This is a genomic window from Brevibacterium sp. 'Marine' (genome assembly GCF_012844365.1).
Classification (GTDB): Bacteria; Actinomycetota; Actinomycetes; order Actinomycetales; family Brevibacteriaceae; genus Brevibacterium.
The window spans coordinates 2155686-2167719 of record NZ_CP051626.1; the positions used below are offsets into that span (position 1 = coordinate 2155686).

At 65.7% G+C, this 12034-nt stretch carries 11 protein-coding genes; 7 read left to right on the plus strand and 4 right to left on the minus strand.

Annotated features, from left to right (window positions below):
• Positions 1-12 precede the first annotated feature (12 nt).
• Both sufB and HF684_RS09815 read right to left on the minus strand, forming a co-directional pair.
• Complete coding sequence (sufB, locus tag HF684_RS09810; RefSeq protein WP_169252314.1) at positions 13-1443, minus strand: Fe-S cluster assembly protein SufB; 1431 nt, start codon at positions 1441-1443, stop codon at positions 13-15.
• Positions 1440-2159, minus strand: coding sequence for a helix-turn-helix domain-containing protein (locus HF684_RS09815; RefSeq protein WP_169252315.1), 720 nt, complete (start codon positions 2157-2159; stop codon positions 1440-1442). Before HF684_RS09815 ends, sufB begins: the two co-directional genes overlap by 4 nt.
• A 137-nt stretch (positions 2160-2296) precedes the next feature.
• Here HF684_RS09815 and HF684_RS09820 point away from each other — a divergent pair, with 137 nt between their 5' ends.
• Genes HF684_RS09820 through HF684_RS09835 form a run of 4 tightly spaced genes read left to right on the plus strand, consistent with a single transcriptional unit; the run spans position 2297 to position 5280 of the window.
• Positions 2297-3214, plus strand: coding sequence for an ABC transporter ATP-binding protein (locus HF684_RS09820; RefSeq protein ID WP_169252316.1), 918 nt, complete (start codon positions 2297-2299; stop codon positions 3212-3214).
• Positions 3211-3942 carry an ABC transporter permease gene (locus HF684_RS09825; protein ID WP_169252317.1) on the plus strand — a complete coding sequence of 244 codons (732 nt, stop codon included), beginning with the start codon at positions 3211-3213 and terminating at the stop codon, positions 3940-3942. Before HF684_RS09820 ends, HF684_RS09825 begins: the two co-directional genes overlap by 4 nt.
• Before the next feature lie 8 nt (positions 3943-3950).
• Positions 3951-4853, plus strand: a complete 903-nt coding sequence (locus HF684_RS09830) for a COX15/CtaA family protein (protein WP_248278868.1) — start codon at positions 3951-3953, stop codon at positions 4851-4853.
• Between the two features lie 16 nt (positions 4854-4869).
• Complete coding sequence (locus tag HF684_RS09835; protein WP_248278869.1) at positions 4870-5280, plus strand: VOC family protein; 411 nt, start codon at positions 4870-4872, stop codon at positions 5278-5280.
• Between the two features lie 155 nt (positions 5281-5435).
• On the opposite strand, the gene HF684_RS09840 is transcribed toward HF684_RS09835, so the two are convergent.
• Positions 5436-6422, minus strand: a complete 987-nt coding sequence (locus HF684_RS09840) for a heme o synthase (protein WP_169252320.1) — start codon at positions 6420-6422, stop codon at positions 5436-5438.
• A 10-nt stretch (positions 6423-6432) separates the two neighbouring features.
• Positions 6433-6990 carry a hypothetical protein gene (locus tag HF684_RS09845; protein WP_169252321.1) on the minus strand — a complete coding sequence of 186 codons (558 nt, stop codon included), beginning with the start codon at positions 6988-6990 and terminating at the stop codon, positions 6433-6435.
• 225 nt (positions 6991-7215) lie between these two features.
• Between HF684_RS09845 and tkt the strand changes: the two genes are divergently transcribed.
• Genes tkt through HF684_RS09860 form a run of 3 tightly spaced genes read left to right on the plus strand, consistent with a single transcriptional unit; the run spans position 7216 to position 12025 of the window.
• Entirely contained in the window at positions 7216-9297 is a 2082-nt protein-coding gene (tkt, locus tag HF684_RS09850) for a transketolase (RefSeq protein WP_169252322.1), read from the plus strand.
• Positions 9294-10397 (plus strand): transaldolase, encoded by a 1104-nt coding sequence (gene tal, locus HF684_RS09855; protein ID WP_169252323.1) that lies wholly within the window; start codon positions 9294-9296, stop codon positions 10395-10397. The genes tkt and tal overlap by 4 nt, the downstream gene beginning before the upstream one ends.
• Entirely contained in the window at positions 10394-12025 is a 1632-nt protein-coding gene (locus HF684_RS09860) for a glucose-6-phosphate isomerase (RefSeq protein ID WP_169252324.1), read from the plus strand. Before tal ends, HF684_RS09860 begins: the two co-directional genes overlap by 4 nt.
• Positions 12026-12034: the final 9 nt, after the last annotated feature.

The following is a 12034-nucleotide window of genomic DNA, read 5'->3' on the forward strand; positions in this document are numbered from 1 at the left end:
CGGGGTCGGGTCTCAGCCGACCGCGCCTTCCATCTGCAGTTCGATGAGGCGGTTGAGTTCGAGGGCGTACTCCATCGGGAGCTCGCGTGCGATGGGCTCGACGAAGCCGCGCACGATCATCGCCATCGCCTCGGTCTCCTCCATGCCGCGGGACATGAGGTAGAAGAGCTGATCCTCACTGACCTTGGACACGGTGGCCTCATGGCCGAGTGTGACGTCGTCTTCGCGGATGTCGATGTAGGGGTACGTGTCCGAACGGGAGACGTTGTCGACGAGCAGAGCGTCGCAGAGGACGTTGTTCGACGAGCCTTCGGCACCCGGGTGCACGTGGACGAGTCCGCGGTAGCCGGCACGGCCGCCGCCGCGGGCCACGGACTTCGACACGATCGACGAATGGGTGTGCGGAGCGGCGTGGACCATCTTCGCACCGGTGTCCTGGTGCTGTCCCTCGCCGGCGAAGGCCACGGACAGCGTCTCACCGCGGGCGTGCTCGCCGGTGAGCCAGATGGCCGGGTACTTCATGGTCACCTTCGAGCCGATGTTGCCGTCGACCCATTCCATGGAGGCGCCCTCTTCGGCGATGGCGCGCTTGGTGACGAGGTTGTACACGTTGTTCGACCAGTTCTGGATCGTCGTGTAGCGGACCTTCGCATCCTTCTTCGCGATGATCTCGACGACGGCCGAGTGCAGGGAGTCGGTCTTGTAGATCGGTGCGGTGCAGCCCTCGACGTAGTGGACCGAGGACCCCTCGTCGGCGATGATGAGCGTGCGCTCGAACTGGCCCATGTTCTCCGTGTTGATGCGGAAGTAGGCCTGCAGCGGGATCTCGACGTGGACGCCCTTGGGGACGTAGACGAACGAGCCGCCGGACCAGACAGCGGTGTTCAGTGCGGCGAACTTGTTGTCACCGGAGGGAATGATCGAGCCGAAGTACTCTTCGAAGATCTCCGGGTGCTCGCGCAGACCGGTGTCGGTGTCCATGAAGATGACGCCCTGAGCCTCGAGCTCTTCGTTGATCTGGTGGTAGACGACCTCGGACTCGTACTGTGCGGCGACGCCGGCGACGAGGCGCTGCTTCTCCGCCTCGGGGATGCCGAGCTTGTCATAGGTGTTGCGGATGTCCTCGGGCAGATCCTCCCAGGACGTCGCCTGTCCCTCGGTGGAGCGGACGAAGTACTTGATGTCGGCGAAGTCGATTCCGGTGAGGTCGGCACCCCAGTTCGGCATCGGCTTCTTGTCGAACAGGCGCAGAGCCTTGAGCCGACGCTTGAGCATCCACTCGGGTTCGTCCTTGAGCTTCGAGATGTTGCGGACGACTTCCTCGCTCAGGCCGCGTTGCGCGGTCGCGCCGGCGTCGTTCTCGTCGTGCCAACCGTATGCGTACTGCCCGAGGTCTTTGAGCTCGGGATTCGCATCGATGATCCGATTTCCTGTGTCAGTCATCGTGAACCTCCTTGAGGTCGATCATTGCTGTGGATGAGTGGTCTGGTCAGTTCCGAAGTCGGAATGTGGGTGGTGCACACATGGTCGCCCTGCGCCAACGAGGACAGCCGGCGTACGTCGACGCCGAGGTAGTCGGAGAACATCGCGAGTTCCGCTTCGCAGATCTCCGGGTACTCCGCCGCCACGGCCTGGATCGGGCAGTGTCCCTGGCACAGCTGCATCGCCTCCAACGGGGTCCCGGCCGCAACCGGTGTCGCCGAGGCGGCGTACCCCTCCCGTGTCAGCGCTGCCGCGAGAGCGCGTGAGCGTGACGCCACTGTGGTGCCGCCGCGCTTCTCGAGTTCCGGTCCGAGGCGGTCCCGCAGACGGCCGACGAGGTCTTCGGTGAAGTCCTCCACAGCCGACTTGCCGTGCTTGTCCTCCATGAAGCGCAGGATGTTCACGGCCAACTCGTCGTAGGAATGACTGACCGAATCGTGTCCGGCCGTCGTGACCACATAGTGCCGGGCCGGTCGGCCCCTGCCCGCCTGTTTGCCGGCGAGTTCACGGACCTCGATGAGGCCCTCGCTCTCCAGTGCGTCCAGGTGACGACGGATCGCCGCGGGAGTCAGCTCGAGGGCTTTGGCCAGAGACGAAGCAGTGATCGGCCCTTCGTCGAGCACCGACTGGAAGACCTTCTGCCGGGTGCGGCGATCTTCCGTGTCGTTTGCAGCCATAATCCACCTCCTTGACTAACACAACAATATTGTTGCGTAATTTGTTTCGTAAAACTAGGTGAGCCTAACCACCGCCCGATCGGGCGCCCGCCGCCTGCGGTTTCGACACCAGTTTCGACGCGTCGTAGAATAGTCTGGTGTCATCTCCGGCCCTGACCATCCGCGGTCTCCAATACTCCTACGGCTCCCACCGTGTCGTCGACGGAATCGACCTCACGGCCGAGCCCGGATCCGTCCTCGGCGTCCTCGGACCCAATGGCGCGGGCAAATCCACGACCATCTCCCTGGCAGTGGGCACCCGCCGTCCCGATGCGGGCACGGTGGAGATCTTCGGCCACGACCCCGTCACCGCCCACTCCACGACCTCGCAGCTGGCCGGGGTGATGCTCCAGGACGGCGGACTGCCGATGAGCTCGAAGCCGCTGGAGGTGCTTCGCCACCTCTCCTCCCTCTATGAGAACCCTCTTCCGGTCGACGAACTCGCCGAACCCCTGGGCCTCCACGACTTCGCGGGACGCACGATGCGCCGACTCTCGGGCGGACAGAAGCAGCGGGTGGCGCTGGCGGCAGCCCTCATCGGTCGGCCCCGTCTGGTCTTCCTCGACGAACCCTGCGCCGGCCTCGACCCCCAGGCTCGTGAGGTCGTCCACAGCTTCATCCGAGATCTTGCCGACCGCGGGGTCGCCGTCGTCCTCACCACCCACGACCTGACCGAGGCCGAGGAGCTCTCCGACGAGGTCGTCGTCATCGATCGCGGACGGATCATCGCCCAGGGAGCGCCCGAGGAGCTGCGCAGCGCCTCCGCCGGGTCGCGGGCGCTGACGATCCGGCTCGACTCCCCCGTCCCCGCCGCTCTCGTCGATCGACTCACCGAGCTCGGTCCCGCCTCGGCGCAGGGCTCCCTGATCATCATCGACGGAGCACCGACGGCGAGCCAGATCGCGGCCGCGTGCACGGCCATCGCCGAGGCGGGCAGACAGATCACGGACATCGGCATGCAGAGACAGTCCCTGTCCGACGTCTTCTTCGAACTGACCGGGAGGCCGCTGCGATGACAGCCGCACGCATCATCTCGCAGACGAAGTTCGAGACCCTGTCCGTTCTGCGCAACGGCGAACAGCTGCTGCTCTCGGTCATCTTCCCCCTGGGCCTGCTCGTCTTCCTCGCGAAGACTCCCCTGCTCACCGGCCTCGGAGTCATCGACGCCGGGGCCGATCCGCTGTCGATCGCCGTCCCCGGAGCGCTGAGCCTGAGCCTGGCCTCCAGCGCATTCACCGGTCAGGCGATCGCGACCGCCTTCGACCGCCGCTACGGAGTGCTGCGGCAGCTGGCGACGACTCCGCTGGGCACGAACGGACTCATCCTCGGCAAACTCGGCGCCGTCATCGTCGTCGTCCTCATCCAGTACGCACTCGTCTTCGCCGCGGCGGCGATTCTCGGCTTCCGGGGTCCCGTCGACGTCCTCGGACTCATCCTGGCCACACTGCTGGGCACCGCAGCGCTGCTCTCGCTCGGTCTGTTCATGGCCGGCACCGTCCGCGCCGAGGCGACCCTGGCGGCGACGAACCTCATCTGGGTGCTCATGGCAGGCGTCGGTGGCCTCGTCATCGCACATCCGGGAGAATGGGGAACGGTTGTGGGCTACCTGCCCTCCGGTGCGCTCGGCGACGCCATGCGGTCCGTCATCGGAGACGGCGGCACAGACATCAAGGCAATCATCGTGCTCCTGGTATGGGGGCTTGTGGGAACGCTTGCGGCACGCAGGTGGTTCCGTTTCGAATGAGGAGTGAAGTGGTCACGAAGAAGATCCGCATCGCCGCTTGGGCCATGCTCATCGCCCAGGCAGGGATCATCCTGACCGGCGGAATCGTCCGGCTCACCGGCTCGGGGCTCGGCTGTTCGGACTGGCCGAAGTGCACCCCGGATTCGCTGGTGGCCACCAGCGAGATGGGCATCCACGGTGCCATCGAGTTCGGCAACCGCCTGCTGGCCGTGGCGCTGGCGATCCTCGGCGTGTGCATTGCGCTCATGCTGTGGAGGGTTCGGAAGCAGCGCCCGGATCTGTTCTGGCTCAATATCGGACTGCTGGCCATCGTGCCCGTCCAGGCCGTCGTCGGCGGAATCACCGTGTGGACGAAGCTCAACCCCTGGGTCGTCGCCGGACACTTCGTCCCCTCGGCCGTCGCCGTCGGCGTCGCCGCCTACTTCGTCCGCCGCACCTACGACACCGGCGTGCGGCTGGGCACCAAGGCCCCGGCTCCGCTGCCGACATTGGGCTGGATCATCCTCGGCCTCACCGCGATCATCGTCGTCTTCGGCGTGCTCACCACCGGGGCCGGGCCCCATTCGGGTTCGACGATCTCGACCCGCAACAACCTCGACAACATCTGGGTCACCCGTTTGCATGCCGCGCCGGTGTGGCTGCTCGTCGTCGCCACGCTCTCTGCGCTCGTCGTCGCGCGGAAGAAGGCACAATCGGCGATGGTCGCACCGCTGGCCGTGCTGCTCCTCGTCGAGGTCGTCCAGGGAGTCATCGGCTACGTCCAGTACTTCCTCGGTGTTCCCGAACTGCTCGTGGCCTTACACATGGTCGGCCTGTCGGCTACGATTGCGGCAAGCGTTGCCGTCCTCGACAGCGCATACCCGAGGAGCACCGATGTCAGTCCCGATCGTTCCGTGTCTGTGGTTTCCTGACTGCGCCGAGGAGGCCATGGAGTTCTACTGCTCCGTCTTCCCCGATTCGCGCATCCTGTCCATCGAACGCTATCCCGACGAATCCCTCGACGAACACTTCGAAGGGATGAGCGGGAAGGTCATCAGCGGCCGGTTCGTCCTCGACGGCACTGAGTTCATCTGCCTCGACGGCGGACCGGTGTTCACGTTCAACGAGGCGATCTCGCTGACCGTCGAATGCGCGGACCAGGCCGAGATCGACCACTACTGGTCACATCTGTCGGCGTCGCCCGAGCACGAACAGTGCGGCTGGCTCAAGGACCGCTACGGAGTCAGTTGGCAGATCGTCCCCGCGAACCTCGGCGAGCTGATGACCGGTCCGGCACAGACTCAGGCGCTCATGCAGATGAAGAAGATCGTCATCGACGACCTCGTGAACGCCGGCTGAGCATCCTCGGTGAGGCTGAAGCAGGGGTAAATGGGCAGGTCCGTGTCAGCAACCGCTGGTTGGAAATTCATACGTCCTGATCAAGATCACCACGTATGAATTTCGTAACCGCTCATGCGCATCCTGCGGCAGCTGAGGCGGTCAATCCGTGGGCCTCACCAGATCCCGGGGATCAGGGTGGGCACGAACGGGTCGATGGCCACTGCCAGGAAGAGCAGCGACAAGTAGGTGATCGACCCGTGGAAGACCTTCATCGCCTTGAGCGACGTGCCGTCCTTACCCTGCTTGGCACGGGAGACCAGCGAGTAGCACGACCACAGGAACCAGACGCCGGCGCCCACGGCCACGATCGTGTAGACCGGGCCCATCGGAGCGATGGGAATGAGTGCGAGCGAGCAGGCGATCATCGCCCACGTGTAGAGGATCATCTGTCGGCCGACGGATGTCGGCGGAACCTTCGACGGCAGCATGGGCACGTCGGCGGCGTCGTAGTCGGCCTTGTACTTGATCGCCAGCGGCCAGTAGTGCGGCGGGGTCCAGAAGAAGACGACGAGGAAGAGCAGCACGGGCTCCCAGGCGATTCCTCCGGTCACGGCCGACCAGCCGATGAGCACCGGCATGCAGCCTGCTGCGCCGCCCCAGACGATGTTCTGTGAGGTGCGACGCTTGAGGACGAGGGTGTAGAAGACGGCATAGAGCAGGATCGCCGCGGCGGTCAGCCCCGCCGTGACCCAGTTCGTGAAGCCGCCGAGCCAGAAGATCGATCCGATGCCGAGCACGAAGGCGAAGACCAGCGCAGAGCGGGGGCTGATCTCTCCGGTGACGAGGGGACGGTCCTTCGTCCGCTCCATCTTCGCGTCGATGTCACGGTCGACGTAGCAGTTGAAGACCGAGGCCGAGGCGGCAGCGGCGGCTCCGCCGATGAGCGTGTTGATGACGAGCCAGATGTTCGGCATTCCCTGAGCGGCCAGGAACATCACGGGCGCGGTCGTGACGAGGAGCAGCTCGATGACGCGCGGTTTGGTCAGCGCGATATATGCGCTGATGATCGAACGCGGTCGGGTGGAGAGGCTCTGCTCGTCGATGGCCCTCTGCAGAGGTCGTTCACTCTGCTCTTCCCGGTTCTGACGAAGTTTGCTCACGCCCTAGATTCTACCTGTTGTCGAAGTTTTTGCCAGTCGCGCGCAGGCGAGTCGAGTCACTGACGATGCGGACGAGGAAGGCCACTGCGGCACACACGGGAGCAAGCACGACGACTTGTACGACGAGCATTGAGATGAAGCTCAGCGAGGCCGACTGCGAATCCGTGCGGAGGAGATTCACATCGACGCACAGGCCGATGATTCCGGCGATGACGGTATAGACGAGGGCGGTCGTCCACACCAGTCCGCCGCGCCGCGCGTTGAGCATCACGGCCAGCGCTGCTGCGAAGGGGGTGAGCAGAAGGAGAGTACCCAACGTCCACAGACCGAGCTCCTCGATGTCGACGCTGCCGCGCAGCGGCTGTGCGATCGCCGACGACACGGACACGGTCGCCACGGCGAAGAACACCGGGCACGCCGTGCCGATCCGGGAGATCAGCCGACGGAACCCTCTCGTCTGTTCGGCCACCTCGGCGAGGTCGGGTCGCCTTCCCGTCAGCCTTCCGGGTCGACGGTCTCCGCTGTCTGCGACGGCGGCATCGATCATGGGATCAGCCTCTTTGCTCACCCTGTCATCCCTCCAGTCAGGCACGGCCCATTCTCAGTCTCTTCGGCACACCGCAGTTGTTGAATGTCGAACCACAGCTGTGCGCGAGACCACACTTTACCCGTCGGTAGCCTAAATGTCTCGCTCCCTGCCAGCACGGCAGATGAACAGGGGCGGCGCTTCAGGCGTCCGACGGGTAGAGTTTGAATGCACGCTCTTCAGACGAACGAAGGATCGCTCGACGACATGACAACTCTGTCCTGGACTGAACTCGACAATCGCGCAGTCGACACTGCCCGCCTCCTCGCCGCGGATGCGGTGCAGAAGACCGGGAACGGGCACCCGGGCACCGCCATGAGCCTGGCTCCCATCGCCCACTACCTGTATCAGCACGGACTCACTCACGACCCGGCCGACCCGACTTGGGTCGGCCGAGATCGTTTCGTCCTCTCCTGCGGTCACAGTTCGCTCACCCAGTACGTCCAGCTCTACCTGGCCGGGTTCGGGCTCGAACTCGACGATCTGAAGGCCCTGCGCACATGGGGTTCGCTGACCCCGGGCCACCCGGAGGTCGGCCACACCGCCGGTGTCGAGATCACCACGGGGCCGCTCGGCTCCGGACTTGCCTCGGCCGTGGGCATGGCCATGGCCGCGCGTCGCGAACGCGGACTCTTCGACCCCGAGGCGGCTCCCGGCACCTCACCGTTCGACCACAACATCGTCGTGCTCGCCTCCGACGGCGACCTCGAAGAGGGAGTCTCCGGTGAGGCTTCCTCGCTGGCCGGGACTCAGGAGCTGTCGAACCTGCTGGTGATCTGGGACGACAACAAGATCTCCATCGAAGACGACACCGCGATCGCCTTCGGCGAGGACACGGCCGCCCGGTACGCCGCCTACGGCTGGCACGTCCAGCACGTCGACTTCACCGCCGGCGGTGACTACCACGAGGACATCGAAGCCTTCCACTCCGCCGTCGAAGCCGCTCGCGCCGATTCCCGCCCCTCGTTCATCCGCCTGTCGACGATCATCGCCTGGCCGGCCCCGAACGCCCAGAACACCGGCGGATCCCACGGCGCGGCCCTCGGCGAGGACGAGATCCGGGCGACCAAGGAGATCCTCGGCTTCGACCCGGAGGCGACCTTCGCCGTCGCCGACGAGGTCCTCGCCCACACTCGTCAGGCCCTCGAGCGGGGTCGCGCCGCCCACCTCGAATGGGACAAGTCCTTCGCCGAATGGCGCAGCGCCAACCCGGACAACGCCGCACTCTTCGACCGTCTGTCCAAGCGCGAACTGCCCGCCGCCATCGATGCGGCCTTCCCGGTCTTCGAAGCCAGCGAGAAGGGCATCGCCACTCGTGCGGCCTCCGGTCAGGTGCTCAATGCGATCGCCGAGACCATGCCCGAGCTGTGGGGCGGCTCCGCCGACCTCGCGGGTTCGAACAACACTCTGGTCAAGGGTGAGCCGAGCTTCCTGCCCGCTCACCGGTCCACCGGTGCCTTCTCCGGACATGAGTACGGACGCAATATCCACTTCGGCGTCCGCGAGTTCTCCGCCGGTCTCATCGGCAACGGCATCGCCCTCCACGGCGGAACCCGCCCGTACAACGGCACGTTCCTCGTCTTCAGCGACTACCAGCGTCCGGCCGTGCGTCTGGCCGCTCTCCAGCAGCTGCCGAACCTGTTCGTGTGGACGCACGATTCGATCGGCCTCGGCGAGGACGGACCGACCCATCAGCCGATCGAGCACCTCTCCGCACTGCGCGCCATCCCCGGCCTCGACGTCGTCCGACCGGCCGATGCGAACGAGACCGCGGTCGCATGGCGGAAGATCCTCGACCGTACGGACGGACCCAGCGGACTCGTTCTCACCCGCCAGGCCGTGCCGGTCCTCGACCGTGAGAAGTACGCTCCCGCCTCCGAAGCCGCACGCGGCGGCTATGTGCTCACCGATACCGGCGACCAGCCCGAGGTGGCCATCATCGCCAGCGGTTCCGAGGTCGCCATCGCCCTCGAAGCAGCCGAGACTCTGCAGGCATCGGGCACAGCAGCACGCGTCATCTCCATGCCGTGCCAGGAATGGTTCGACGCGCAGCCGGAGGACTACCGGGCTACGGTGCTGCCGCGTACGCTGAGGGCCCGCGTGAGCATCGAAGCCGCCTCGGCGATGAGCTGGCACAAGTACCTCGGCGATGCCGGACGTGCCGTGTCCATCGAGCACTTCGGCGCCTCCGCGGACTACCAGACCCTGTACGAGAAGTTCGGCATCACGGCCTCGGCCGTCGTCGACGCAGCCAAGGAATCCATCAACGCAGCAAAGGCGGAAGCATGAGTGAACGTCTCCAGCAGCTCAGCGCGGCCGGAGTCTCGATCTGGCTCGACGACCTCTCCCGCACCCGACTCGAATCCGGGGATCTCGCGCGCCTCATCGAGGACTCCTCCGTCATGGGTGTGACGACGAATCCGACGATCTTCGCGAACGCGATCTCCAGTTCCGACGCTTACGATTCTGCGGTCGCCGATCTGGGCGCCTCCGGTGCCGATGTGGATGAGGCCATCGAGGCACTGACCACCGCGGATGTCGCCGAGGCGGCGCGCCTGTTCCGTCCGGTCTTCGAGTCCACGGATGGTCAGGACGGTCGCGTGTCGATCGAGGTCGCTCCCCCGCTGGCCCACAATTCGCAGGGGACCGTCACCTCGGCGAAGTCCCTGTGGGAACGCGTCGGCGAACCGAATGCGATGATCAAGATCCCCGCCACCGAGGCGGGGCTGACCGCGATCTCCGAGACGATCGCCGCCGGGATCAGCGTCAACGTCACCCTCGTGTTCTCCCTGACCCGGTACCGCCATGTCGTCGAAGCCTTCCTCCAGGGTCTGGAGAAGGCCCGCGCCGCCGGTCACGACCTCTCGACGATCCGGTCTGTGGCCTCGGTGTTCGTCTCCCGTGTGGACTCGGAGATCGATTCCCGTCTCGACTCGATCGAGGACCCGAAGGCCGCCGAGCTCAAGGGCAAGGCGGGCATTGCGAACTGCGTGCTCGCCCATGAGATCCACTCGCAGCTGTTCACCTCCGAACGCTTCCGGGTCCTCGAACTCGCCGGCGCGCGTCCGCAGCGTCTGCTGTGGGCCTCGACCGGAGTGAAGAACCCCGACTATGCCGACACGATGTATGTGACCGGACTCGTCGCGCAGAACACCGTGAACACGATGCCCGAACCCACTCTGGAGGCCTTCGCCGACCACGGTGAGGTTGCCGGCCGGATCACGTCCGAGCACTACCGTGCCGCCGACGAGGTCTTCGACGCCCTGGCTCGACTGGGCATCGACTACGCCGAGGTCATGACCGTGCTCGAAGAACAGGGCCTGGAGAAGTTCGATGTCAGCTGGACCGAACTCCAGGACACGATCCGGACGGCTCTGGAGCGCTCATGAGGCTCTCACTCTCTGTTCCCGTCGGCGAGGAATTCGAGGCCGAGGCCGCGCGTCTCATCGACACCGGTCTGGCCTCCCGACTGAGTGACAAGGATGCGGAGCTGTTCGACGGAGCCGCCGATGCCGCGGACCGGATGGGCTGGGTGGACCTTCCGCAGCAGGCTGCTGAGCTGCTCGATGAGATCGAGTCCCTGCGGGCAGACCTGCAGGAGCAGGGTCTGCGCACGATCAGCCTAGCCGGAATGGGCGGATCCTCGCTCGCTCCGGAGGTGATGGCTCAGACCGCGGGTGTCCGACTCGAGATCGTCGATTCGACGGATCCGAATCAGGTCGCCGAGGCGATCGGCACCGACCTCGAGCACACTGTCCTCGTCATCGCGTCGAAGTCGGGCACCACGGTGGAGACGGATTCGATCCGACGCAGTTTCGCTGCGGCTTTCGAATCGATCGACGTCGATCCCGCGTCCCGGATGATCGCGATCACCGATCCGGGAACGGAGCTCGAAGCGTTGGCCGCCGATCAGGGCTTCCTCGCCACTTTCCTCGCCGACCCCACTGTCGGCGGACGCTTCAGTGCGCTTTCGGCCTTCGGGCTCGTTCCCGCAGGTCTGGCCGGTGCCGATGTGCGCGGCATCGTCGCAGAAGCCGCTGCGGCAACCGCGGAACTGTCCGCAGACAGCGTGGACAACCCGGCACTGCGGTTCGGCGCGTGGCTGAGCATCGCGCACGCGAGAACGACTGAGAAGCTCGTCCTCGCCGAGACCTCTGGGCAGCTGGCCGGCCTCGGCGCCTGGGTCGAGCAGCTCATCGCCGAGTCCCTCGGCAAGGACGGTCAGGGCATCCTTCCCGTCGTCGTCGACTCCCCCGCCGACATCGGGTTCTCCGATGCCCGCGCGGACGCTCTCCTGTGCCTGCTCGGGCCGGCAGCCGATGGCTCAGAGCTGGGCGCCCCGTCCGGATTCGAAGCGAGCATCACGGGTGGACTGGGCGAGCTGTTCCTGTTCTGGGAATTCGCCACGGCCATCGCCGGATACGGCATCGGGGTCAATCCCTTCGACCAGCCCGATGTGGAGGCGGCCAAGGCGCAGGCCCGGCATCTGCTCGACGGGCCGGACTCGGCAATTGCAGGACAGCCGCAGTTCCGTGAGGGAGCCATCGACGTCCTCGAGGTCGTCGGCGAGGCCACCGATCTCGTCGGAGCCCTGGAGGAGCTGTTCTCGCGGGTCGACGAGTACGGGTATGTCGGCATTCAGGCCTACCTCGATCGGATCGCCGATGCCGAGGCTGAGGATCTGCGACCGCTCGTGTCCACACACGCCGGAGTGCAGACGACCTTCGGCTTCGGACCCCGCTACCTGCATTCGACCGGTCAGTACCACAAGGGCGGTCACCCGAACGGGGTGTTCCTTCAGATCACCGGTGAGGCTCGCACCGACCTGCTGGTGCCGGGACGCGACTTCGGCTTCGCACAGCTGCAGCGCGCCCAGGCCGCCGGAGATGCAGCAGTGCTGACCGAGAAGGGTCGGCCCGTGCTGCGCCTGCACCTGCTTGATCGTTCTCGTGGCCTCTCCCAGCTGCGAGAGGCGATCGGATCGATCAGCCCCCGGCACCACTTCGGCCACGACTGATCGCCTGAA

Coding starts and splice junctions, on each gene's coding strand:
- sufB (WP_169252314.1), bottom strand. CDS start 1,443: ATGACTGACACAGGAAATCGGATCATCGATGCGAATCCCGAGCTCAAA.
- HF684_RS09815 (WP_169252315.1), bottom strand. CDS start 2,159: ATGGCTGCAAACGACACGGAAGATCGCCGCACCCGGCAGAAGGTCTTC.
- HF684_RS09825 (WP_169252317.1), top strand. CDS start 3,211: ATGACAGCCGCACGCATCATCTCGCAGACGAAGTTCGAGACCCTGTCC.
- HF684_RS09835 (WP_248278869.1), top strand. CDS start 4,870: ATGGAGTTCTACTGCTCCGTCTTCCCCGATTCGCGCATCCTGTCCATC.
- tkt (WP_169252322.1), top strand. CDS start 7,216: ATGACAACTCTGTCCTGGACTGAACTCGACAATCGCGCAGTCGACACT.
- tal (WP_169252323.1), top strand. CDS start 9,294: ATGAGTGAACGTCTCCAGCAGCTCAGCGCGGCCGGAGTCTCGATCTGG.
- HF684_RS09860 (WP_169252324.1), top strand. CDS start 10,394: ATGAGGCTCTCACTCTCTGTTCCCGTCGGCGAGGAATTCGAGGCCGAG.